At 55.2% G+C, this 23,335-nt stretch carries 19 protein-coding genes, 1 tRNA gene and 1 pseudogene; 12 read left to right on the top strand and 9 right to left on the bottom strand.

What is annotated here, in order from left to right; translation table 11 throughout:
• Positions 1 to 80: 80 nt before the first annotated feature.
• Together ATK06_RS09420 and ATK06_RS09425 are read left to right on the top strand one after the other, a co-directional pair.
• Positions 81 to 995 carry a DoxX family protein gene (locus tag ATK06_RS09420; RefSeq protein WP_098389240.1) on the top strand — a complete coding sequence of 305 codons (915 nt, stop codon included), beginning with the start codon at positions 81 to 83 and terminating at the stop codon, positions 993 to 995.
• A 102-nt stretch (positions 996 to 1,097) separates the two neighbouring features.
• Positions 1,098 to 3,359: a HelD family protein gene (locus ATK06_RS09425; protein WP_408608287.1), complete on the top strand. Its 2,262-nt coding sequence runs from the start codon at positions 1,098 to 1,100 to the stop codon at positions 3,357 to 3,359.
• Here ATK06_RS09425 and ATK06_RS09430 read toward each other — a convergent pair.
• From ATK06_RS09430 to uvrB, 3 genes are all read right to left on the bottom strand, one after another.
• Entirely contained in the window at positions 3,356 to 3,796 is a 441-nt protein-coding gene (locus tag ATK06_RS09430; RefSeq protein WP_048381296.1) for a universal stress protein, read from the bottom strand. The two genes, ATK06_RS09425 and ATK06_RS09430, sit on opposite strands and share 4 nt — an antisense overlap.
• 90 nt (positions 3,797 to 3,886) lie before the next feature.
• Positions 3,887 to 4,339: a universal stress protein gene (locus tag ATK06_RS09435; RefSeq protein ID WP_048381293.1), complete on the bottom strand. Its 453-nt coding sequence runs from the start codon at positions 4,337 to 4,339 to the stop codon at positions 3,887 to 3,889.
• Positions 4,340 to 4,356: 17 nt separating this feature from the next.
• Positions 4,357 to 6,450, bottom strand: coding sequence for an excinuclease ABC subunit UvrB (gene uvrB, locus ATK06_RS09440; protein WP_048381327.1), 2,094 nt, complete (start codon positions 6,448 to 6,450; stop codon positions 4,357 to 4,359).
• 273 nt (positions 6,451 to 6,723) lie between these two features.
• Between uvrB and ATK06_RS09445 the strand changes: the two genes are divergently transcribed.
• Positions 6,724 to 7,446: a hypothetical protein gene (locus tag ATK06_RS09445; RefSeq protein WP_098389241.1), complete on the top strand. Its 723-nt coding sequence runs from the start codon at positions 6,724 to 6,726 to the stop codon at positions 7,444 to 7,446.
• Here the strand turns inward: ATK06_RS09445 and ATK06_RS09450 are convergent.
• The 4 genes from ATK06_RS09450 to ATK06_RS09465 all read right to left on the bottom strand — a co-directional run bounded on the left by ATK06_RS09450 (position 7,443) and on the right by ATK06_RS09465 (position 10,319).
• Positions 7,443 to 7,814: a DUF4259 domain-containing protein gene (locus tag ATK06_RS09450; protein WP_098389242.1), complete on the bottom strand. Its 372-nt coding sequence runs from the start codon at positions 7,812 to 7,814 to the stop codon at positions 7,443 to 7,445. The two genes, ATK06_RS09445 and ATK06_RS09450, sit on opposite strands and share 4 nt — an antisense overlap.
• A 17-nt stretch (positions 7,815 to 7,831) precedes the next feature.
• Complete coding sequence (gene coaE, locus ATK06_RS09455; protein ID WP_048381325.1) at positions 7,832 to 8,425, bottom strand: dephospho-CoA kinase; 594 nt, start codon at positions 8,423 to 8,425, stop codon at positions 7,832 to 7,834.
• A 74-nt stretch (positions 8,426 to 8,499) separates the two neighbouring features.
• Positions 8,500 to 10,140, bottom strand: a complete 1,641-nt coding sequence (locus ATK06_RS09460; protein ID WP_048379854.1) for an IS30 family transposase — start codon at positions 10,138 to 10,140, stop codon at positions 8,500 to 8,502.
• A gap of 102 nt (positions 10,141 to 10,242) precedes the next feature.
• Positions 10,243 to 10,319, bottom strand: a tRNA-Leu gene (locus tag ATK06_RS09465).
• A gap of 127 nt (positions 10,320 to 10,446) precedes the next feature.
• On the opposite strand from ATK06_RS09465, the gene polA reads away from it, so the two are divergent.
• On the top strand, positions 10,447 to 12,984 hold the full coding sequence (gene polA, locus ATK06_RS09470) for a DNA polymerase I (RefSeq protein ID WP_098389438.1): 2,538 nt from the start codon (positions 10,447 to 10,449) through the stop codon (positions 12,982 to 12,984).
• 4 nt (positions 12,985 to 12,988) lie between these two features.
• On the opposite strand, the gene ATK06_RS09475 is transcribed toward polA, so the two are convergent.
• On the bottom strand, positions 12,989 to 13,720 hold the full coding sequence (locus ATK06_RS09475; RefSeq protein ID WP_048379844.1) for a class I SAM-dependent methyltransferase: 732 nt from the start codon (positions 13,718 to 13,720) through the stop codon (positions 12,989 to 12,991).
• A gap of 256 nt (positions 13,721 to 13,976) precedes the next feature.
• Here ATK06_RS09475 and rpsA point away from each other — a divergent pair, with 256 nt between their 5' ends.
• From rpsA to ATK06_RS09515, 8 genes and pseudogenes are all read left to right on the top strand, one after another.
• The gene (gene rpsA / locus ATK06_RS09480; protein ID WP_098389243.1) at positions 13,977 to 15,434 is read left to right on the top strand and encodes a 30S ribosomal protein S1; all 1,458 of its coding nucleotides are present in this window, start codon (positions 13,977 to 13,979) and stop codon (positions 15,432 to 15,434) included.
• A gap of 116 nt (positions 15,435 to 15,550) precedes the next feature.
• A pseudogene (locus tag ATK06_RS09485) lies at positions 15,551 to 17,190 on the top strand (IS30 family transposase).
• Positions 17,191 to 17,300: 110 nt separating this feature from the next.
• The gene (locus ATK06_RS09490; protein ID WP_048379120.1) at positions 17,301 to 17,639 is read left to right on the top strand and encodes a hypothetical protein; all 339 of its coding nucleotides are present in this window, start codon (positions 17,301 to 17,303) and stop codon (positions 17,637 to 17,639) included.
• A gap of 140 nt (positions 17,640 to 17,779) precedes the next feature.
• Entirely contained in the window at positions 17,780 to 18,790 is a 1,011-nt protein-coding gene (locus ATK06_RS09495; protein WP_053072681.1) for an SLAC1 family transporter, read from the top strand.
• Between the two features lie 92 nt (positions 18,791 to 18,882).
• Positions 18,883 to 19,806, top strand: a complete 924-nt coding sequence (locus tag ATK06_RS09500; protein WP_098389244.1) for a DUF368 domain-containing protein — start codon at positions 18,883 to 18,885, stop codon at positions 19,804 to 19,806.
• Positions 19,803 to 20,723: an ABC transporter substrate-binding protein gene (locus ATK06_RS09505; protein ID WP_098389245.1), complete on the top strand. Its 921-nt coding sequence runs from the start codon at positions 19,803 to 19,805 to the stop codon at positions 20,721 to 20,723. The genes ATK06_RS09500 and ATK06_RS09505 overlap by 4 nt, the downstream gene beginning before the upstream one ends.
• A gap of 3 nt (positions 20,724 to 20,726) precedes the next feature.
• On the top strand, positions 20,727 to 21,737 hold the full coding sequence (locus ATK06_RS09510) for an amino acid ABC transporter permease (RefSeq protein WP_083985885.1): 1,011 nt from the start codon (positions 20,727 to 20,729) through the stop codon (positions 21,735 to 21,737).
• Positions 21,737 to 22,504, top strand: coding sequence for an amino acid ABC transporter ATP-binding protein (locus ATK06_RS09515; protein WP_098389246.1), 768 nt, complete (start codon positions 21,737 to 21,739; stop codon positions 22,502 to 22,504). Before ATK06_RS09510 ends, ATK06_RS09515 begins: the two co-directional genes overlap by 1 nt.
• An 81-nt stretch (positions 22,505 to 22,585) precedes the next feature.
• On the opposite strand, the gene ATK06_RS09520 is transcribed toward ATK06_RS09515, so the two are convergent.
• Positions 22,586 to 23,335 carry a sulfite exporter TauE/SafE family protein gene (locus ATK06_RS09520; RefSeq protein WP_048379115.1) on the bottom strand — a complete coding sequence of 250 codons (750 nt, stop codon included), beginning with the start codon at positions 23,333 to 23,335 and terminating at the stop codon, positions 22,586 to 22,588.

The raw sequence follows: 23,335 nt of genomic DNA on the forward strand, positions 1-23,335 counted from the left end.
TGTAGTGTCGGCGAAAACTTTCAAAAGTCTGTAAAGTTGTTGGGACATTCGTAACGAAGCTCGAAGGAGAGCAGATCATCATGATTCGTAAGATTGCACGTCCACTACTGGCTTCCGTGTACGTTGTTGAGGGCGCTGATGCCCTGATTAACACCAACAAGCATGTTGAAGGTACGGAAGCGGTTCTCAACCGAGTTCGCGGGCTACTCCCCCGCACGTACGCACGCCAGGTCCCGCAAGACGCGGAGCTGGTTACTCGTGTTCTCGGTGGCACGAAGGTCGGCGCTGGTTCCCTTCTTGCACTGGGCAAGGCGCCTCGCCTCTCCGCAACGGTGTTGGCATTGACCACTGTTCCTACTCTGCTCGGAGAGTACGCTTTCTGGGAGACTCAGGATGAGGATAAGAAGTCCGAACGCCGCACCGGCTTCCTCGCCCACCTTGGGCTTCTCGGTGGCGTCGCAATCACTGCAGCTGATACCGAAGGCAAGCCTGGACTGAAGTGGCGCGCAGAGAATGCAGCTAAGCAAACCGGTAAGAAGGTCCAAGCTGCTCTTCCTACTAAGTCTGAGACAGAGAAGTTCACCGACAACGTTTCTTCCTGGTTTAGCGATACCGCACAAGACGCGAAAGACTTCGCCCAAGACGCGAAGAATTACGTGGAAGACAACAAGGATGACTGGGCCGACGCTGCACGGGAGGGCGCACAGAAGGTTGGCTCCACAATCTCTGGTTACGCCCAGCAAGCCAAGGACTTCTTCGAAGACAACTCTGAGGATTGGCTGAAAGCTGCTCAATCCAACGCGAAGACTGCGAAGAAGAAGGTAGTTAAGGCTGCTGGTAAGGCACAAGACAAGGCCGATGAGGCGCTTGAGAAAGCACAGGACGCCTCTGGTCGCGCTGCAAAGAAGGCTGATAAGAGGGCTAACAAGTTGCAGAAGCAGGCCGATAAGGCCCTCGGCAAGGCTCAGAAGAAGTTGAAGAACGTCTCCTTGTAAGCCTTTTCCTCAGGTGGTGGTGCCCGGATACGGGTGCCACCATTTTTTATGTATGGTGGTTCTTCTTCCCCACTGCTGTAGGTATTTGAAAGGTGTCTTGTTGTGAGCGAATCGAACGCCCCATCCTCCCGCAACGACAACGAGTCGGAGCTCCGAGCTGAACAGCGGTATGTGGATATGCTTTTCCGCCGGCTCGATGCCGAAGTATCGGAAGCACAGCGGAAACTCAGCGAGGTTGAGCTCAATATAGATCCCGCTAATCCTAAGGCGGAGGCGCTAGTCCAACGTGAGACTGAATACCATGCCTTGAATGCAAAGCTAGATAAACTCACGGTCGCCCAAATGGGTCTCGTTTTTGGACGGATCGATGTTGAAGATCCTCACGGTTACGGTGATAATCCAGTACCAGAAAAACCGGGCCTAGACCGGCGCTACGTGGGTCGATTAGGTCTTGATGACCGTGACGACAATTATCGCACTCTCCTGCTGGATTGGCGAGCACCCCAAGCACGCCCGTTCTACCTGGCTACCACTGCGCACCCTGAAGGCGTTCATCTAAGGCGCAACATCCGGATGAAGTCCCGCGACGTCGTCGCCATCAATGACGAGCATTTAGCCGCCGTTGAACACATCAATGACGACGCTTTGGCCAATGTTGGCTCAGAAGCCGCACTTCGCTTCGCCATGAACCGTGCCCGTACTGATCGAATGCACAGTATCGTCGAAACGATTCAGCGTGAACAGGACACTATTATTCGGGATCAGCATCGTGGCGTCATGGTTGTGGAAGGTGGGCCGGGCACGGGCAAGACCGCTGTTGCACTCCACCGCGTGGCTTATTTGCTCTACACGTGGCGGGAACAATTGTCGGCTCAGGGCGTTCTGATTATAGGGCCTAACAGCACGTTCTTGGACTACATTTCCCATGTGCTTCCAGAGTTGGGTGAGACTGGTGTGGTCCTGTCTACCGTCAGTGGCCTCTACCCCGGCGTAGATGGGACGATTGAGGACTCCCTACTGACCCAGGAAATCAAGGGCAGTGCTGAAATGGTAACAATTCTGAAAGAAGCCGTCCGCGATTACCAATTGGTGCCAGAAACTCCGGAGACGCTGCGTGTTGACTCTTTGGCGCTCACAGTATCCCCTCAGATGGTTGCGAAAGCTCGTACTAGGGCTAGGAGAAGCCGTCGGCCACACAATGAGGCCCGCGCCGTTTTCCAGGACTCGTTCCTCGACGGTTTGGCCGAGCATATGGCGGACGTTATTGGTAGAGATCCGCTCGGCGGGAAAAACTTGCTCAGCGTTGCTGATGTGGATCAGTTGCATGACGATCTCGCGGAAGAGACCGTCGTGAAGCAATTCATGGACGAGCAGTGGCCGGAACTCACTCCGGAGAAAGCTCTTGAAGACCTCTTGACTGACCGTGCCCGCATTGCTCGCGCTGCCGCGGGATATGATGCGGAAACTCAAGAGGCGCTCTACCGTGAAGGATTCACCGGTTGGTCTACGTCGGATGCTGCGCTTCTCGACGAACTCGCTGTTCTGATTGGCGTGGAGGATGAGGAAGAGAAGCGGAAGGCTGCCGAAAAGGAGCGTCGTAGGCTCGTCGAAGAGGCGCAAGACGCGTTGGATATTTTGCAGGGCTCGGCCAACACTGACAACGACGACGATGCGTTCGAGGCCGAATATTTAGGCGCCTATGACTTGATCGACGCCGAATCGCTTGCCGCACGACATGAGCGGACTGACTATCGCTCGACGGCACAGCGCGCGGCCGCAGACCGTAATTGGGCTTATGGTCACGTGATTGTGGATGAAGCTCAAGAGCTCACCCCGATGGAGTGGCGTATGGTATTCCGGCGCTCCCCTGCTAGGTGGATGACGCTTGTAGGCGATACGGCGCAGACGGGTGCACCCGCAGGTGTGGATACCTGGGCGGAGGCTTTGGAACCGTTCGTGGCAGATCGGTTCCGGGTACACCAATTGACGGTAAATTACCGTACCCCGCAAGAGATCATGGATGTGGCGCAGCGGTACGGAAGCCTCCTTGCACCGGACGCCGGCCCCACTACCAGTATCCGGGCGGTCCCTGATGCGGTGCGCTGGGTCTCACCCGATACTTCTCCGGAGGAGATTGTGGCACAGTTCAACGCAGCAGACCCTCAACGCAGCACAATTGTCATTGGTCCTGACAATGTTCATGGCGTTAAGGGTCTGGAATTCGATCACGTCATTATCGTAGACGCTGATCAGATTGTGGCGCAGTCACCGCAAGGTCTTAATGACCTGTATGTTGCGTTGACTCGGGCAACGCAGACGCTGACAATCGTAGGCACGTTACCCGAGGTCGAGGGCGAGAATTAGCCGACGGTGTGCACAATCATGACGTCGCAATCGGACTGACGGGCAACATCAGCAGGTACGGAGCCCAAAAGGCGGCCGGTCAGGGAGTTGATGCCACGGTTACCGACGACGAGTAGTTCGGCGTCAACTTCCTTGACAATCTCCATAAGCGCCTGAACTGGAGTCCCACGGCGAATCTTGGTTTCGACGGTTTTCGCCCACTGTTCTGCGAATTCCTTAGCCGCGTCGAGGTTCTTCTGCGCGGTATCATCACCCAAAACGGTGACGGAATCCTGGCGCAAAGTCTTAGATGCTTCTTCTTCAGACTCGTAGTAAGCGCTGCCAATAATCAGTGTGGCATCGAAAGCTGCTGCCATCTTGGCTGCGCGTTCAACTGCGAGGAGCGAAGACTTCGTTCCATCAGTACCAACAACGATATTGCTATAGTAGTCGCTCATTGAGCCTCCCTTTAAGACGATTCGAATCAGTGCTCATCATACCAAGCACTACCTCGAGGTAGCGAAGATACGTACAGCGGAAAACGAGATTTAGCTTACAGCGCTCTGCGTGTTGACAATCATCACGTCAACTGGCGACCGGCGCGCGACACCGGTAGGGATGTTTCCGAAAATTCGGCCCGAAAAACTGCGGATGCCTTGGTTACCTAGGACAAGAACTTCTGCGCCTTCTTCCAAGCACGTCTCGGTCAGTACGTTGACTGGTGAACCCGCAACCTTGCGCAGGACCACGTTCTTTGCGCCTTCGTCGAGGGCTACTGCTTCGGCTTCCTTCAAGTATTCGTCAGCCGTCTGGTCGCCGACGACCGGAGCCGACGTGCCTTCGATTGTAGGACTCGACAAGACGGAATGACTGTTGCGGTTATAAGCGCAAATAATGACCAGTTTTGCCTCGTATGCAGCAGCCAAACTTGCAGCGCGTCGCACGGCGTAAAGGGCGGTCTCGGACCCGTCAGCGCCTACGGCGATGGATGTGTACTTCACGTTTTTCTCCTTGTTGCTTAAATGCCTGCTTCTTTCATACCACGGAGTTCCTTTTTCAGGTCGGATATCTCATCGCGGAGACGTCCAGCAAGCTCGAACTTGAGGTCCTTTGCTGCAGCGACCATCTGGGCGGTCATGTCGTCGATGAGTTTTTGGACTTCATCCTGGTTCATAGAAGCGGTATCAGGCTTATCGACGAGCGCCGCATCAGCTGCTGCCGTAGTAGCAGTATCGTCACGCTCGTATACTTCATCCAAGATGTCCGCGATTTTCTTGCGCAAAGGCTGCGGATCGATGCCGTGTTCTTCGTTGTACGCAATCTGTTTTTCGCGGCGTCGTTCCGTCTCGTCTATTGCGTATTGCATGGAATCCGTAATCTTGTCGGCATACATGATGACCTCGCCAGAGACGTTACGTGCGGCGCGACCAATCGTCTGGATGAGGGAACGCTCGGAACGCAGGAAGCCCTCTTTGTCCGCATCCAGAATTGCGACTAGGGAGACCTCCGGAAGGTCTAAGCCCTCGCGCAGGAGGTTGATGCCCACAAGGACGTCGTATTCACCGAGGCGCAGTTGCCGGAGCAACTCAACACGCTGCAAAGTGTCGATGTCCGAGTGCAGGTACCTGACTTTCACCCCGTGTTCTAGCAGGTAGTCAGTGAGATCCTCTGCCATTTTCTTGGTCAAGGTGGTGACGAGAACACGCTCGTTCTTTTCGGTGCGCTCGCGGATCTCGCCGATGAGGTCGTCAATCTGACCCTTAGTAGGTTTGACGGTAATTTTCGGATCAACTAGGCCGGTTGGGCGGATTACCTGCTCTACGAACTCTCCACCAGCTGCAGCCATCTCATAGTCGCCCGGCGTTGCCGAAAGATATACGGTCTGGCCTACCCGATCTTCGAATTCATCGAAGGTTAGTGGCCGGTTGTCCAGTGCCGATGGCAAACGGAAGCCGAATTCCACCAAGTTGCGCTTGCGCGACATGTCGCCTTCGTACATGCCACCAATCTGTGGGACGGTCACGTGGGACTCGTCAATGATGGTCAGAAAGTCTTCCGGAAAATAATCGATTAAGCAGGCTGGAGCACTTCCCGCTTCACGACCATCGATGTGGCGTGAGTAGTTCTCAATCCCGGAGCAGAAACCGACCTGCTGGATCATCTCCAGGTCGTATTCAGTGCGCATGCGCAAACGCTGCGCTTCGAGGAGCTTGCCGCGGTTCTCCAAGTCTGCCAACCGGTCTTCAAGCTCAGCCTTGATATCCGCGATCGCCTTTTCCATGCGCTCTGGCCCTGCGACGTAGTGCGTGGCAGGGAAGATACGGATTTCATCAACTTGTCGGATTACGTCGCCTGTCAGCGGGTGTATGTAGTAGAGCGAGTCAATCTCGTCGCCGAAGAACTCTACACGCACGGCAACTTCTTCATAGGCGGGGATGATGTCTACAACGTCGCCCTTAACGCGGAAGGCCCCGCGTTCTAGCGAGTAGTCGTTGCGGTCGTACTGGACGTCGACAAGCAGGCGAAGGAAACGGTCCCGCTCCACTTCCTCACCGACGCGCAACACGATAGAACGGTCCAGGTAAGACTGCGGCGTACCCAAGCCATAGATGCAGGAGACAGAGCTTACGACGACGACGTCGCGACGCGAGAGCAACGCCGAGGTCGCAGCGTGCCGCAAACGCTCCACGTCCTCGTTGATTGAAGAATCCTTTTCAATGTAAGTATCCGTCTGCGCGATGTACGCTTCGGGCTGGTAGTAGTCGTAATAGCTGACGAAGTATTCCACTGCGTTATTCGGCAGAAGCTGCTTGAGCTCGTTTGCCAACTGTGCAGCCAACGTCTTATTCGGCGCCATGACTAAGGTCGGTCGCTGCTGTTTTTCAATCAACCATGCGGCGGTCGCCGACTTACCTGTACCGGTGGCACCGAGCAGAACTACGTCTGATTCACCCCGATTCAAGCGCTCGTCTAATTCTTTAATAGCCTGCGGCTGGTCACCGGCAGGTTGGTATTCAGAGATGACTTCAAATTGGGCGTCAGTACGCTCCACCTCACCGACGGGACGGAACTCAGAATGTGACAATACGGGATGTTCAGCAGCAAAAGCCATGGGGTCCACTGTAGCCGTTTTTTACACGCTATCGAGGTGGGAACCAATCCGGGGATGCGCACCGTCAAACTCTTAAGTCCAATACTTCAACCTTCGACCTCACAGGAGTATCGCATGCTTGACCTGAACCGTATAGACCCCTCTGCTCGCAGCGTTGTCACTCGAGTACAGCGCATTTTCAAAAACCATGGGCAAAGCAGTTATGTCGAAGCCATACCATGTGGCTGTGTGTTCGTTTCGACATCCGTAGGACACCTATGGTTGGGAGATCTCATGACCGAATCCCCAAAACTCTGTGGAACACACCAAAAGGCTGCGTGCGAACACGCAGTAAAAGATATGCTGTCCATCGCAGAAACGACGAAACGCATCAACTTCAATGATCCACTTCTGCGCAATCAACTGCGCACGGTAGTCAAAGAGGGCAGGCCCCAGGCTTCGGGCGCCACATACACCTACGCCCGGCACGTGGGCGCCTATGGCCGGTATTTGGCTTTGCAGGCAGACACCTACCAAGTGATTTTGCCCGACGCTGCTCTTCCCAAGGGACAAAAATTCCGGGACGAGTTGTGGGACATTGCCAGGGATAATGACTTGGCCCAAGAAATTGCCATCTCCGCGGATTCCCAGATTATAAACGGGAAGATGAGCGCACTCCTGCACGTGCGTGCACCCTACGGGGCTACGGAGGCCCTACTTCCCTATCTTAAGGAGCTTGTTTCCTATAAGGCTGGCATCGGTGCGGATTTTGACCGCCTCTACGCCTTCTTCATCAACGAACACAACCTGATGATTTGGGTACCAGACGATGGCTCGGATTACGCTGACCTTGCCGACTTGATCAACGATTTCGACGACTACCCCGGTATCACCGGCATCCAGGATGCTTTCGAGTGGACCCCAGAGCACGGTGTCGACTCCATACTCTTCGACGAAGAGCTCAAACTACCGTGGCAAGAGCCATGGTGGGACTGGGATGAGGATGAATCTGCTTAGCCCAGCGATACCCAGGAAGCAGCCTTCCATTCCAGAACCTTGTCTGGATGATGGGTCTGCCACCACGCGAACAGATCAGAGACTTGTGCATCCGCCACGATTGCTTCAAGGTTTTGACGTAGGCGTTCTTTGACCGTGGGCTCACGCAGCGGAGCCACAATATCGGGGCTGATACCGTCAGGCAGGTCGTCTTCTTCACTGGTGGCTAATGCTGCTAGAGCGACAACGATCTGCCCTTCGTCGGCGTCGATGCGTCGGTAGCCAGTATTGGGGATGAGTTCTACAGGATCGAGCAAGCCGCTTCTTAGGTCTTCAAGCAGTTCCTGTGCCTCATCGTTATCGAAAGGGCCAGTATTCCATGTCGCCATGCCACGATGATACTGGTCTACCCCCGCAACGTTGCAATAAGTTGCGTCACTTGGGCCTCTAGCTCTTCAAGGCTTCCAGAATTGTCCAGGATAGTGTCTGCCACTTTGCGACGTTCATCGTCGCCAACTTGCGCGGCTATGCGCTTACGCGCATCGCTTTCGTCCATCCCGCGGCTCCGGATGAGGCGTTCAACCCGAATGTCTACGGGGACATCTACAACCACGACGTAGTCAACATCCTTGTGCGCTCCCTGTTCTATCAAAAGGGGCATATCGTACACGACCCAATTGGCGCCAGCTTTCTCAGCCTGTGCGAATTGCCGGCGGCGTTCCTGCTCGATTCTTGGGTGAGTAATCGAATTAAGCTGTGCTGTTGCTTCTGGGCTCGCAAAAGCTCGACGGGCAAGTAATCCACGATTGAGTGTGCCATCATCGGAGAGGATGTCTGGCCCGAAGGCTTCCGCCAATTCAGTTAAGGCAGGCTGGCCGAATTCTACTACGAGCCGTGCGATTTTATCTGCATCTACTATGGTGAATCCGGCCTCGGCCAGCATTCGGGATACGGTAGATTTCCCGGAGCCGATGCCCCCTGTAAGCCCTAGTATTTTCATGGGTTTTAGCGTAGCAACCAAGTGCGATGCAAGGCGCACTGCTTGAATTCTAGGGGTCGTTGCAACAACGACGATTAATCCCGTCTAATGCTACCGGTTTGTGCCAGAGCCTCTGCCATAACTTCCGCCGGAGTCTTCCATTGCAATGCTTTACGTGGTGTGTGGTTGTGGATATTGGCAATCATTTCAAGATCATGTGCGCTGTAGACTGACAAATCACTACTTTTCGGAAGATTCCGCCGGAGTCGCCCGTTAGTATTCTCGTTACTTCCACGTTCCCATGGTGAACCAGGATGACAGAAATAAATGGGTATATCTGTAGCCATCGTAAAAGCCTTATGACCAGCCATCTCGCTTCCCTGATCCCAGGTAATCGATGACCACATCGCTTCGTCGATCGTGCCAACTGTTTTCTTTAACGCTGCAAGTACCTCATCACTGCTATGGCGCCCAGGCAGGTGACCTAACACGACGAACCTGCTGACACGTTCCACCAAAGTGATCACTGCTGATTTGTTATTTTTGCCTAAAATGAGGTCCCCTTCCCAGTGTCCAGGCAAAATACGCTCAGCGACTTCTTCAGGTCGTTCATCGATCATGATCATGTCATCAACGAATCGTTGCTGAGTAGGAGTGTCAACCCGGGGGAGTCGTTTCTTGCGTTTCTTCCTACCCCGAGGCAGTGTCAAACCTAGCTCACTGAGCTTACCTTTCGACTGCAGGTAGAAAGCATCGTAGATAGTTTCGTGGCTAATACGCATGTCCTTGTCATCGGGAAAATCAACAGGGAGTCGATGAGCAATCTGTTCAGGCGACCATTGTGCCCGCAACCCATTACACACGTACTCCCATAATCGTTTATCTGCTAATAACTTGGGTAGTTTAGGACGCAGCCGACGTGCGCACGCTTTCAACTGAGCAGTTTCTGCACGATACGGGCCTTCCGCACTGCGATTGCGTCTAATTTCTCGAGCAATTGATGAAGCACTTCGCCCAAGTCGGCGACTGATTTCACGAACCGAGGTATGCTCACGCAGCAAATCAGCAATAAGTACTCGTTCTTCGAAGCAGATATAGCGAGCGCTAATAGGTTTGTATGGATCAACCCCATGTGGCAATGCCGGTGGACGCAATCGTCCAGAGTCAACGAGATCATGGCGTTGGCGCAGCGTGATCATAAGTCTTTTATACGTGATGGCATCGATACCAACACCGACGAACTCTTTGCGTGAGCCGTTTGTTTTAAACAGACCGCGTTCGAAATCTTGCCTCATCGATCTCTCAATACCGAGTGCACGCCCAGCATCACCAGAAGGCACACTTGCTAAACGTAGCCGGAGGTATTCCACACGAAGTTGAGTCTGCCGAACCCTGCGCTGGTACCTGCTTAAGCGGATATGACAGCCGGCATCCATTGCAATCGCATACGCAGCAGTGTCATTGATTCCGCATTGAACTGCCGCGGCGTGGACTGATTGTCCATGTCGAACACGTGTCAGGAACTCTTTGATAACCGGGGTGTTGTGATTAAGTGGTCGTTGTCTCTTGCGTGGTTCGATGAGTTTGTGGGCGTGGCAAAAATTTAACGCATGTCCGTAGTTACAGCCGATTTCATAGGCGGAGGAACGCACGCTGCGACCGCGTGTCACTAACGCGATTAGTCGTACACGATCAGACTCGGATAACGAATGATAAGGCCCATAACTGGTAGTCATTGCCACACTCCTTAGGGAAAGTGTTGCAACGACCCTCTGAACTTAAGACACGGGGTGAAATCAGAAAACCGGCCCAAAGAAATAACCTTTGAGCCGGTGTATTGGTGCCCCTGGTGAGACTCGAACTCACACTGGACGGGTTTTGAATCCGTTGCCTCTGCCAATTGGGCTACAGGGGCGCACTGGAGAGTTATATTAGCCCACCCAACCCCCAATAGTGCAAACCGGTGTCTACACTGGGACAGCGTGAGCGACCAGAATAATTCGAACAGCCCAGAAAAACTCCTGCTAATTGACGGCCACTCCATGGCCTTTCGGGCTTTTTATGCCCTTCCCGTAGAGAAGTTTTCTACCTCCGGAGGCCAGCATACGAATGCTATTTATGGCTTCCTTTCTATGCTTTCGGGCCTCTTGCGTGACGAGCAGCCGGACAAGATTGCCGTGGCTTTCGACGTCGGCCGCAAAACCTTCCGCACCGAAATGTTTCCTGAGTATAAGGCGCAACGTGACGCCACTCCGGAGCCTTTTAAAGGCCAGGTGAGCATCCTTCAGAATATGCTGGAGACCCTGGGGATTACCACGTTGACCGTGGATAATTATGAGGCTGACGATATTATTGCGACCTTGGCGACGGCCGCGCCTCAGGACATTCATACGCTCATTGTCACGGGCGACCGTGATTACCTTCAGCTGGTCAACGAACACACCACGGTGCTTTATCCCATGAAGGGCGTTTCCAATCTGCATCGTTTCACCCCTGAAGCTGTAGAAGAAAAGTACGGGATGACTCCCCAGCAGTACCCGGATTTCGCTGCGCTTCGTGGTGACCCTTCAGATAACCTCCCGAACATTCCGGGAGTCGGTGAAAAGACCGCTACAAAGTGGATTGTCCAGTATGGAGACTTGAATAATCTCCTCGAACACGCCGATGAGATCAAGGGCAAGGTTGGTAATAGTCTGCGCGAACGGCTCGATCAGGTCCGGATGAACCGCAAGCTCACACAAATGGTCACGGATCTGCCGCTGCCGGTCTCGGTTGATCAACTCGATTTCCGAACCGCGGATGTGGCAGAGGTGGCCAAGGAGTTCGATGAGCTTGAATTCGGCGTGAACTTGCGCGAGCGTGTGCTGGCCGTCGTTCCAACCGAAGGGGAGGCCCCCGAAGAGGAACAACTCCCTGCAGTACAGCTTGACGACGACCACGGGGTGCAATGGCTGGCCGATCAGCAGCAGGTGGCGGTCTTCTATGACGGCGAGGACACTTTTGGTGCGGTCAATGAAGATCGCGTCGGTGCGCTGATCAACCTGGCCGAACTGCCCGCGGACGAGGACGCAACGTTTGCAGGATGGTTGGCTGCCACAGAGTCGAAGAAATATGTCCACGGCGGAAAGCAGTTCATTCACGCGATGCGTGACCGTGGCTATACCGTCGCAGGTTTAGAACACGACACAGTTGTTGCTGCCTATCTCCTGAGGCCGGGTCAGCGTACGTATGACTTGGATGACGTGTACCAGCGTCATCTGCAGCGAACACTGGGGGACACTGTCATCGAGAAGACGGCGGCAGTCCTCGAGTTGGCGCAGCAGTTGACTCGTGACCTTCAAGATATTCAGTCTTACGAACTTTACCGCGATCTTGAGCTTCCGCTAGTGACCATCTTGGCGGAGATGGAAGGGGTCGGTATTGCCGTCGATAAGCAAGTACTTGAAGACCAGCTCGAGCAGTTCACTCAGCAAGTAGAGGAAGAAGAGGAAGCCGCGCGCGAACTTGCTGGTGATCCGGAATTGAATCTGTCGAGCCCGAAGCAGCTCCAGGTGGTGCTGTTCGAGACCTTCGGCATGCCAAAGACCAAGAAGACGAAGACCGGCTATTCGACGGCCGCGAAGGAAATCGAGGGGCTCGCAGTCAAGCATCCGCACCCTTTCCTGGACCATTTGCTGGCCCACCGCGAGTACCAGAAACTGAAGTCCACGCTTGAGGGCTTGATCAAAACGATCCAGCCCGATGGTCGCATCCACACGACCTTCCATCAAACAGTTACTTCTACCGGTCGCCTCTCTTCTTCGGACCCGAACCTGCAGAATATCCCGGTCCGCACCGGTGCAGGACGGAAGATTCGCTCCGCCTTCACCGTCGGTGACGGCTACGAAACCCTCCTGACCGCCGATTATTCGCAGATTGAGATGCGCGTCATGGCGCACCTCTCCGAGGATCCGGGCCTGATAGAGGCATACAAGGAAGGGGAGGACCTGCACAACTACGTGGGCTCCAAGGTCTTTGATGTGCCTATCGACGGCGTGACCCCCGAATTACGCCGCCGGGTCAAAGCGATGTCCTATGGTCTGGTCTACGGGCTGTCGGCGTTCGGTTTGAGCCAACAGCTAGGCATCTCTCCTGGTGAGGCTAAGTCCATCATGGAGGCGTACTTCGATCGCTTTGGTGGGGTGAAGCGCTACCTGGATACCGTGGTGGAAAAAGCTCGGCAGGACGGGTACACGGAAACGCTCTTCGGGCGTCGCCGCTACCTGCCAGAATTAGCGTCTACCAACCGCTTGGCCCGCGAGAATGCTGAACGTGCGGCACTCAACGCGCCTATTCAGGGTACTGCGGCGGACATTATTAAGATCGCGATGGTCAAGGTTGACCACGCGCTGCGTGACGCGGGAGTGAAGTCCCGAGTCTTGCTCCAGGTGCATGACGAACTCGTCGTGGAGATTGCACCGGGCGAATTGGAGCAGGTGCGTGGGATCGTCGAAAAGCAGATGGACGAGGCAATCACCTTGTCCGTGCCGCTTGAAGTGTCTGTCGGTGTGGGTCAGAACTGGGACGAGGCCGCGCACTAACTTCCTATCGGGGACGTGCACTCACGATAAGAGAACCCGGGAAGTAGTGGCCACGCGCCGGTGACCATTGGCCCCACGTCGTGGTCAGGCCGCGCGGCCACTCGGGCTCGATGAGGCGGTTAACCGCGAAACCGGCCTGCGTCAGGGCGTTCACATAATCAGACAATGAATGGTGGTATTCGGCGTAGGTTATTTCGCCGGCGTCGTCGAATTCTTCGTAGCCGTCCTCAAAATAACTGTGCGCTACCTCGAAAGACGAGGGATCATCCTGGAAAATCCATCGCATCGGATGCGCGACGGAGAAGACAAACTTATCGCCACGGAGGACCCGGCGGACCTCCCTAAACACCGCGGGAATGTCCTTGATGAAAGGGATTGCTCCAAAGGCGGAGAAAATGACGTCGAAGGATGCGTCGCGGAAGGGAAATCGGAGCGCGTCCGCTTGCACCAGCGGGAGCTTCCTATTATCCGGGTGCGCGCGCAGCATGGCATCGGAAACGTCGAAACCTACCGCAAGTTCTGCGTGATCAGCCACCCAGCGGCTGCACGGGGCACTGCCGCAGCCCATCTCAAGGACGTTCATCCCAGTGAGATCGCCCAACAGCTGGGCATCCTTTTCGTGGAGCATTTCCGGGCACCAATAAAAAGAAGACAAGTATTCCGGATGTGCTTCGTGGTAGCGGCTCGCGTCACTGTTCCAAAATGTGCGCTGGATTTCTGCAGGTGACTTTGACATGAATTCATCGTAAGTCACTTCAGTAACACCGGTTACATCATTGGTAGGAAGCCCCTTTTGTTCAGTGGATATACTTGCATCATTACAGGTCAGGGTATAAGATGAGGCGAGCACATCTAGGCTTTCGGGGAGTGGTGGTCCTGATAGGAGTCCATTACGCCTAAGGAAGCGGGATCGCTCAAGCCGTATCTGGCTGGTGAGACGATGTGTAACTGTCCGTTTTCTAGTTCCTATCTCAATTTCGGAGCAATAAAATATGCCCAACAACAACGTACCTCAGGTAGCCATCAACGATATCGGCTCCGCTGAGGATTTCCTCGCAGCAGTCGACGCCACCATCAAGTACTTCAACGATGGTGACATCGTCGAGGGCACCGTGGTCAAGGTTGACCACGATGAGGTCCTGCTCGACATCGGATACAAGACCGAAGGTGTCATTCCGACCCGCGAGCTGTCCATCAAGCACGACATCGACCCAGATGAGGTCGTAGAGATCGGCGATCAGATTGACGCACTTGTCCTCACCAAGGAAGACAAGGAAGGCCGCCTGATCCTGTCCAAGAAGCGTGCACAGTACGAGCGCGCTTGGGGCACCATCGAGCAGCTCAAGGAAAACGACGAGCCAGTTACCGGTACCGTCATCGAGGTCGTCAAGGGTGGTCTCATCCTCGACATCGGACTGCGTGGCTTCCTGCCAGCATCCCTCGTTGAGATGCGTCGCGTTCGTGACCTGGAGCCATACATTGGCCAGGAGCTCGAAGCTAAGATCATCGAGCTGGATAAGCACCGCAACAACGTCGTGCTGTCCCGTCGTGCTTACCTCGAGCAGACCCAGTCTGAGGTCCGCTCCGAGTTCCTGCACCAGCTGCAGAAGGGTCAGGTCCGCAAGGGCGTTGTTTCCTCCATCGTCAACTTCGGTGCATTCGTCGATCTTGGCGGCGTAGACGGACTGGTTCACGTTTCCGAACTGTCCTGGAAGCACATCGACCACCCATCCGAGGTTGTCTCCGTTGGCGACGAAGTTACCGTTGAGGTTCTCGACGTTGACCTGGACCGCGAGCGCGTCTCCCTGTCCCTGAAGGCAACCCAGGAAGACCCATGGCGCGTCTTCGCACGCACCCATGCTGTCGGCCAGATCGTTCCTGGCAAGGTCACCAAGCTTGTCCCATTCGGTGCGTTCGTACGTGTCGAAGAGGGCATCGAGGGTCTTGTTCACATCTCCGAGCTGGCACAGCGCCACGTCGAGGTCCCAGACCAGGTTGTCTCCGTTGGCGAGGAAATCATGGTCAAGGTCATCGACATCGACCTCGATCGTCGTCGCATCTCCCTGTCTCTGAAGCAGGCTGACGAGGACTACAGCGAAGAGTTCGACCCATCCAAGTACGGTATGGCTGACTCCTACGATGAGCAGGGCAACTACATCTTCCCAGAGGGCTTCGATCCAGAGACCAACGAATGGATGGAAGGCTTCGACGAGCAGCGCCAGGCTTGGGAAGCACGCTACGCAGAGTCCGAGCGTCGTTTCCAGGCTCACACCGCTCAGGTTGAAAAGAACCGCGCGGCTGCCGCTGAGGCAGAGCAGCAGGAAGCAACCAACTACTCTTCCAAGTCCGAGGATGCAGCTCCGGCACCTCAGGCTGAGGAGACCACCGGTGGCTCCCTGGCTTCCGACGAGCAGCTGGCAGCACTGCGCGAGAAGCTCGCTGGTAACTAATCTCTGATTAGTTCAACGTAATCCGTCCCCCACACGTGCGGGGGACGGATTATTTGTTTACATGCGCAGCTTAAGTTCAGAGGGTCGTTGCAACACTTTCCCTAAGGAGTGTGGCAATGACTACCAGTTATGGGCCTTATCATTCGTTATCCGAGTCTGATCGTGTACGACTAATCGCGTTAGTGACACGCGGTCGCAGCGTGCGTTCCTCCGCCTATGAAATCGGCTGTAACTACGGACATGCGTTAAATTTTTGCCACGCCCACAAACTCATCGAACCACGCAAGAGACAACGACCACTTAATCACAACACCCCGGTTATCAAAGAGTTCCTGACACGTGTTCGACATGGACAATCAGTCCACGCCGCGGCAGTTCAATGCGGAATCAATGACACTGCTGCGTATGCGATTGCAATGGATGCCGGCTGTCATATCCGCTTAAGCAGGTACCAGCGCAGGGTTCGGCAGACTCAACTTCGTGTGGAATACCTCCGGCTACGTTTAGCAAGTGTGCCTTCTGGTGATGCTGGGCGTGCACTCGGTATTGAGAGATCGATGAGGCAAGATTTCGAACGCGGTCTGTTTAAAACAAACGGCTCACGCAAAGAGTTCGTCGGTGTTGGTATCGATGCCATCACGTATAAAAGACTTATGATCACGCTGCGCCAACGCCATGATCTCGTTGACTCTGGACGATTGCGTCCACCGGCATTGCCACATGGGGTTGATCCATACAAACCTATTAGCGCTCGCTATATCTGCTTCGAAGAACGAGTACTTATTGCTGATTTGCTGCGTGAGCATACCTCGGTTCGTGAAATCAGTCGCCGACTTGGGCGAAGTGCTTCATCAATTGCTCGAGAAATTAGACGCAATCGCAGTGCGGAAGGCCCGTATCGTGCAGAAACTGCTCAGTTGAAAGCGTGCGCACGTCGGCTGCGTCCTAAACTACCCAAGTTATTAGCAGATAAACGATTATGGGAGTACGTGTGTAATGGGTTGCGGGCACAATGGTCGCCTGAACAGATTGCTCATCGACTCCCTGTTGATTTTCCCGATGACAAGGACATGCGTATTAGCCACGAAACTATCTACGATGCTTTCTACCTGCAGTCGAAAGGTAAGCTCAGTGAGCTAGGTTTGACACTGCCTCGGGGTAGGAAGAAACGCAAGAAACGACTCCCCCGGGTTGACACTCCTACTCAGCAACGATTCGTTGATGACATGATCATGATCGATGAACGACCTGAAGAAGTCGCTGAGCGTATTTTGCCTGGACACTGGGAAGGGGACCTCATTTTAGGCAAAATAACAAATCAGCAGTGATCACTTTGGTGGAACGTGTCAGCAGGTTCGTCGTGTTAGGTCACCTGCCTGGGCGCCATAGCAGTGATGAGGTACTTGCAGCGTTAAAGAAAACAGTTGGCACGATCGACGAAGCGATGTGGTCATCGATTACCTGGGATCAGGGAAGCGAGATGGCTGGTCATAAGGCTTTTACGATGGCTACAGATATACCCATTTATTTCTGTCATCCTGGTTCACCATGGGAACGTGGAAGTAACGAGAATACTAACGGGCGACTCCGGCGGAATCTTCCGAAAAGTAGTGATTTGTCAGTCTACAGCGCACATGATCTTGAAATGATTGCCAATATCCACAACCACACACCACGTAAAGCATTGCAATGGAAGACTCCGGCGGAAGTTATGGCAGAGGCTCTGGCACAAACCGGTAGCATTAGACGGGATTAATCGTCGTTGTTGCAACGACCCCTAGAATTCAAGTGTTCGAACAACCTCAGCTGAGATGTCTGCCCCTCGGTTTAACGTACGGAACTACATCACTAACCAAGGAGGTTCCCATGGAACACAGCACAGGACTCGAAATCATCCGTAAAATGCCGCTGCCCACATCGTGGTGGGCAAAAGTCGGATACCCCACCCGTAAGGTGCATGAAGCAACCAGCGCAAGCATTGAAGCGCTAGAAGGCCCCTATGAAGGAACTACGGCCTTCGTGGACGAAAAAGCGATCATGCGCCACGCGCACACGTGGGCATCCGAGAACACAGACCCGGCACTAGCACCTATTGCCCAGGCAATTCTTGCGGGCAAAATCCAACCGGGCTTCCACCGGCGGTGGTTGACGGCGTGGCACAGACCGCCGTACGTGCGTGGTGGCGGGCAAAGCAAGAACGCCTAAAGCGCTTGGACCAATTGAATCTGGACTAACCTCCGCGACCCACGCCACATATGTGAATTGACGTTAATTCCCACACGGAACCACATCTGATTGGTTGTCCTAATGTGGTATCGGACATTGACCCGGCTTAGACTATGCATGTGACAACTGCGCAGCATAATTCCCCACACCCGAAACCCGCCGAGAGGGCGTCGACAAGCAAGTCACCCAAGTCGAAGCATTCCCTCCCACCCGCGGGTCCTGCGTGGGGTGGCAGCCTCATGGGCACCTCGATCGTGGCCACACTTGTCCACCACGACGGTTTCCCACAAGCTGCGGTGTTCTTCGCGGTTCTCGCCACGGGCATCCTCGGTGTTATTTGCGCTGGCCTGGTGTATCACCGGCCACAACTGCTGCGCGCCGAAATGCCATCGTGGGCAATGTTCTTTATCGGGATCATCGCGCTCGGTTCCGCGTGGACCACGATTACTGAGAATCCAGAGTGGAGTTTCCTCGGATTTTGGATAGGTACTCCCCTGTGCATCATCGTGTATGTGATTCAGCTCGGTAGTTTCACCGGGAATCCGGCGTTTACGTGGGGGTTGCCCCTTGTCGGCCCCATGATTGCAGCTACGACCGCAGGCAACTTGGTGCCGTTCTACGGCGAGGTGTACCAGCTGTTCGGGCGCGTGCTTTTTCTCATGTCTTTTGTCACTGCGATCCCCGTCTTTACCTACGTCTACGTGTCCCTGTGGCGCGGCAAAGTGGATATCAGTGGGCCACTTGCAGCGACAACTTGGATTCCTCTGGGGGTGGTGGGCCAGTCAACCTCTGCGGTAAATGTCTTGCTGCCAGACGCCGTGGAAGTTGTCTACGGTTCCATCATGCTCAGCATCGGCGTGCCGCTGGCACTCTTTGCCATGAGCCGTTTTTACAGCGCGGTACTGCGGTGGGTCGACTATGCGCCCGCATGGTGGGCATCGACATTCCCCACCGGAACGATCAGCCTGGGGAGCTACCACCTGTCGATGGCGTCGGGCCAGTCATGGCTGGAAGTGATTTCTTACATCGTCCCAGTTTTGCTGCTTTTCCACTGGTGCTTGTGCGTGGCACGCTTCGTAAGTTGGTGCGCGTCAGGCCTAAAGCGCAAGGATATGCACCCGACTGCATAATTTTCCGGAAAAAGGGTGAGTTCGTTTCAGTGATGGAACCTATACCTACTAGTGTGTAATGGGTATTTACCCAATTACTACTGTAGGTGTATATGTCTTCTACCAGTCCGCTCACTGCGGTCGGAAACCTGGTTAAGGGTGCACTCATCGGCATGGCCGAGCTCGTGCCCGGAATCTCAGGTGGCACCGTCGCCCTGATTGTGGGCATTTACGAGCGCGCGCTCCACAACGGCAATCTCCTTATCGACGCCGTCAAGGACCGCTCAGCTCAAAAATTCAAAGAGGTCGACTGGCCTTTCCTTATCGCTATCGCACTCGGCATGGTGGGAGCCGTCTTCGGGATGTCCACCGTCATGCACAGCTTCGTGGAGAATTACCCCGAAATATCCAAGGGCCTTTTCCTTGGAATGGTCGCGGTGTCGATTCTCGTGCCACTTGGCATGGTTGACCCCCGCGAAGCTAAAGCAAAGCGGCTCAAACTGGTCATACTCTTCGCTCTTGGCGCACTGGCTGCGTTCTTCGGCACCGGTTTTACTTCCACTCCCCACGAAAATCCCTCGCTGATCATGATTTTCTTCGCGGCGATGGTTGCCGTGTGTGCCCTGATCCTCCCCGGACTTTCCGGTTCATTCCTCTTGCTGGCAATGGGCTTGTACAGCCCGGTTATGGAATCGTTGAGCAATCGCGAATGGGATGTCATCCTCGTTTTCGTTCTCGGTGCAGTTGTGGGCGTGACCTGCTTTGTTAAGTTCCTGGACTGGCTGCTAAGCACGCACCGGACCGTCACACTGATCTTCATGGCCGGCCTCATGCTCGGTTCTTTGCGTGCCCTGTGGCCATGGCAGACTGACCACGCCGACTTGTTGGCACCGTATGGTAACCAACTTCCCGTCTGGTTTGCCGTTGCGGTTGGCGCTCTTGCCGTGGCCGGTCTGTTGTTCTACGACTACCGCCAGGGCCGCTCTGGATCTACGCCTGGCCACTCGGAGGTAAAGGAAGAGAGCGATCCACAATGAAAAAACGCACACCGTTGATGACGGTGCCAGCCGTGCTGGCAAGCGTTGCACTGCTATCTGGTTGCGTCACCAACTCTGAAACCGGGACTCCCGAAGGCTGGGAGCCTATACTTCCGGAGGCCGATGCCGATGTGATGGCTTTGGTTCCTGAGGATATTGCTGCTCGCGGCACCATCTCTATTGGCACGAACCCTCCGTTTGCGCCGTTCCAGTTTAAAGACTCCGCCGGCAACATCATCGGCGTGGAGATGGACCTCGCCGCAGCGACTGCCTCCATCATGGGGCTGGACTTGGAGATTGTGCAGCAAGAATTTGCCATGATTCTCCCGGCTGTGGACGCGGGAACCCTGGACTTTGGCGCCTCCGGTTTCACTGATACTGAAGAACGTCGCGAACGCTACGACTTCATCGACACGTTCTTCGCGGGCATTCAGTGGGCGCAGCGCGTCGACGAGCCCACCGTCGATCCTGACAACGCCTGTGGCTTGACTGTTGCGGTACAGCGCAACACTGTCCCCGAGACCGATGACCTTCGTCCGAAGAACGAAAAGTGCATCGAAGAGGGCAAGGACGAAATCGAAATCCTCTCCTACGAAACCGCTGACCAGGCAGCCACCGCTCTGGTCGTGGGGCGGGCGGATGCCTTCGTTGCCGACTCCCCCGTCACCGCGTGGACGATCGAGCGTGCCGACGGCCAGCTCAAGAACACCGGCGACATGTACGATGCCGCGCCGTATGGCTACGCCTCGCCAAAAGGTTCGCAGCTGACCGAAGCACTGGCTGCAGCGTTCCAGAAGCTGATTGATTCCGGCGATTATCAGCGGATTATGGATCAGTGGAATATTCAGAGCGGGCTCGTTGAAGAATCGTTGATTAACGAAGTCCCCTATAAAGAATTTTTGGCCGGAAGAAGGTAAAAGATGGATAACTCGTCAGAGAAGGAAAAGGGGGCGCAGGTGACGTCGCACAGCAGCAGCGCACACGGCCACTATGTCAACGACGGAACCCGGCCAGCAGGGCCGAAGCCTATTAAGGCTGTTCCGCTGAAGCATCCGGGCCGCTGGGTCGCGGCAATTATCGTGCTAGCTATTGCCGTCTGGTTCGTTATCGACGCGCTAGGCAACGAGGCCTACGGCTGGGACACGTACCGGCAGTACCTCTTTGATACCCGGATTGCGAAGGCAGCTGTACACACCATCACGATTACGGTGCTAGCCATGATCTTGGGTGTCATCCTGGGCGTTCTTGCAGCAGTCATGCGCATGAGCCCCAACCCTGTATTCCGTGGCGTGAGCTGGGTCTTCCTCTGGATTTTCCGGGGCACACCAATCTACGTGCAGCTGGTGTTCTGGGGTCTACTTGGTTCGCTGTACCAAGCGATTACGATCGGCTCTTTCTCCATCAGTTTGGAGGGCGTGCTTTCTAATATGTTCGTTCTCGCAGTGTTGGGGCTTGGCCTGAACGAGGGCGCGTACATGGCTGAGATTGTCCGGTCTGGCATCCAAGCAGTTCCTGAGGGCCAGTTGGAAGCGTCCAAGGCGCTCGGCATGAGCTGGGGCCTGACCATGCGCCGTACTGTCCTGCCGCAGGCGATGCGCATCATCATCCCGCCGACCGGTAACGAATTCATCTCGCTGCTCAAGACCACTTCCCTGGTCGTTGCTATTCCGTACACCCATGAGCTGTACGGCCGCTCGATGGATATCGCGAACGCTCTCTTCGACCCAGTACCGATGCTTTTGGTCGCCGCGACCTGGTACCTTGCCATTACGTCGTTGCTCATGGTCGGCCAGCATTACCTGGAAAAGTACTACGAGCGTGGTGCCACCCGCGAACTCACCGCCCGCCAGTTGGCAGCGCTTGCCGACGCCGAAGGAGCCCTCCCCGGCAACGTCACCGTCATCCCTGAGCCTGAAAAGAGGTCCCGTTAATGAGCACGCCGATGATTGAAATGAAGCAGGTCTGCAAATCCTTCGGCCAACTTGAAGTGCTCAAGGGCATCGATCTGGTAGTGCCGAAAGGTACTGTCACCTGTCTTATCGGGCCGTCCGGTTCCGGTAAGTCCACTCTGCTGCGCTGCGTGAACCACTTGGAGAAGGTCACCGCGGGCCGCCTCTACGTGGATGGCCAGCTGATTGGCTACAAGGAAAAGGATGGCACCCTCTACGAAATCTCGGAGAAGGAAGCTGCCAACCAACGCGCCGGAATCGGCATGGTCTTCCAACAGTTCAACCTGTTCCCACACCGCACTGCGGTAGAGAACATCATGGAAGCGCCGGTCCACGTGAAGAATGTGCCTGCCGATCAAGCCCGCACTAAGGCCCTGGAACTGTTGGACATGGTGGGATTAGCGCACAAGGCTGACGCCTACCCTGCCCAGCTTTCCGGTGGACAACAGCAGCGCGTCGCAATCGCACGTGCGGTCGCGATGGAGCCGAAGCTCATGCTTTTCGATGAACCCACGTCCGCCCTCGACCCCGAGCTTGTGGGAGAAGTCCTCCGGGTGATGAAGGAACTGGCGAACCAGGGAATGACCATGCTGGTTGTTACCCACGAGATGGGTTTTGCGCACGAGGTTGCCGACCAAATCGTGTTTATGGACGGTGGCGTAGTCGTAGAATCCGGCACGCCTGAACAGGTTCTAGATAACCCACAGCACGAGCGCACGCAGAGCTTCTTACATTCGTTTAACAAGTAAGCTGCGGGATTCAACTCTCGGCCTGGTTTCTGTCAGGGAACTGGTCGAGGGTTGACGTGTATTCGGCCCCGGAAAGCGGGCTTACTCCCCCACTACAGAAATCACGCCGCGCGTCATTGTGACGATGCCACCTGTCGCAGCTAACCCAAGCGCTAGCTTGTAGGCTTTACCGCGTTCCACGTGCTTGGAAATCTGGATGCCTGTGGCAATACCGGCACACATCGCAAGACCGCCGGCAACCCAAATCCACGGGTTGGTGTGCTCCAGCGATGCCGCGCCGAGCCCTACTTTGAGTACGAAAGAAAATAACCCAGAAACGAAGAAACACGGTTGCAGGGTTGCTGCGTATTTGCGCTGTTCCCATCTCGACGCCTGGGCGTATACAGTCAGTGCCGGCCCGGCGATTCCGGCTAACGCGTTCATGAATCCAGCTGCTATTCCCGCGCCAACGGCGGGGCCTCCGCCGTGCGCTGGCGGGAAGGCGGACTTAAACCAGGTGACTATCGCGAGCGCGACCAACAACAGCCCACCCACCGCAATCTGGAGAACATCCGCGGGCGCTTCGCGCACCACGAGTGCCCCTGGAATCGCACCTAACACAAGAGCTGGCGCTAGGAATTTCAGAATTTTCCAGTCGATGTTCTTCCGCACGTTCACGCTGATCAACGCAGCATTCACGCACGCGAGCACATTCACAACAAGGATGCCTTCAACCGGCCCCAACAAGAGTGCCAGCACCGGGCCGCCGATGAGCCCCAACCCCATGCCGGAGACGCGTTGCATGCACGATCCGACGAATACGGTCAGGAAAACGACGAACAACGCAACCAT

Source organism: Corynebacterium renale, assembly GCF_002563965.1.
Classification (GTDB): Bacteria; Actinomycetota; Actinomycetes; order Mycobacteriales; family Mycobacteriaceae; genus Corynebacterium; species Corynebacterium renale.

What these genes read in the sequence shown, in the direction of transcription:
- ATK06_RS09420 (WP_098389240.1), top strand. Translation starts at nt 81, where the DNA reads ATGATTCGTAAGATTGCACGTCCACTACTGGCTTCCGTGTACGTTGTT.
- ATK06_RS09430 (WP_048381296.1), bottom strand. Translation starts at nt 3,796, where the DNA reads ATGAGCGACTACTATAGCAATATCGTTGTTGGTACTGATGGAACGAAG.
- uvrB (WP_048381327.1), bottom strand. Translation starts at nt 6,450, where the DNA reads ATGGCTTTTGCTGCTGAACATCCCGTATTGTCACATTCTGAGTTCCGT.
- ATK06_RS09445 (WP_098389241.1), top strand. Translation starts at nt 6,724, where the DNA reads ATGACCGAATCCCCAAAACTCTGTGGAACACACCAAAAGGCTGCGTGC.
- ATK06_RS09450 (WP_098389242.1), bottom strand. Translation starts at nt 7,814, where the DNA reads ATGGCGACATGGAATACTGGCCCTTTCGATAACGATGAGGCACAGGAA.
- coaE (WP_048381325.1), bottom strand. Translation starts at nt 8,425, where the DNA reads ATGAAAATACTAGGGCTTACAGGGGGCATCGGCTCCGGGAAATCTACC.
- ATK06_RS09460 (WP_048379854.1), bottom strand. Translation starts at nt 10,140, where the DNA reads ATGACTACCAGTTATGGGCCTTATCATTCGTTATCCGAGTCTGATCGT.
- polA (WP_098389438.1), top strand. Translation starts at nt 10,447, where the DNA reads ATGGCCTTTCGGGCTTTTTATGCCCTTCCCGTAGAGAAGTTTTCTACC.
- ATK06_RS09475 (WP_048379844.1), bottom strand. Translation starts at nt 13,720, where the DNA reads ATGTCAAAGTCACCTGCAGAAATCCAGCGCACATTTTGGAACAGTGAC.
- rpsA (WP_098389243.1), top strand. Translation starts at nt 13,977, where the DNA reads ATGCCCAACAACAACGTACCTCAGGTAGCCATCAACGATATCGGCTCC.
- ATK06_RS09490 (WP_048379120.1), top strand. Translation starts at nt 17,301, where the DNA reads ATGGAACACAGCACAGGACTCGAAATCATCCGTAAAATGCCGCTGCCC.
- ATK06_RS09500 (WP_098389244.1), top strand. Translation starts at nt 18,883, where the DNA reads ATGTCTTCTACCAGTCCGCTCACTGCGGTCGGAAACCTGGTTAAGGGT.
- ATK06_RS09505 (WP_098389245.1), top strand. Translation starts at nt 19,803, where the DNA reads ATGAAAAAACGCACACCGTTGATGACGGTGCCAGCCGTGCTGGCAAGC.
- ATK06_RS09510 (WP_083985885.1), top strand. Translation starts at nt 20,727, where the DNA reads ATGGATAACTCGTCAGAGAAGGAAAAGGGGGCGCAGGTGACGTCGCAC.
- ATK06_RS09515 (WP_098389246.1), top strand. Translation starts at nt 21,737, where the DNA reads ATGAGCACGCCGATGATTGAAATGAAGCAGGTCTGCAAATCCTTCGGC.
- ATK06_RS09520 (WP_048379115.1), bottom strand. Translation starts at nt 23,335, where the DNA reads ATGGTTGCGTTGTTCGTCGTTTTCCTGACCGTATTCGTCGGATCGTGC.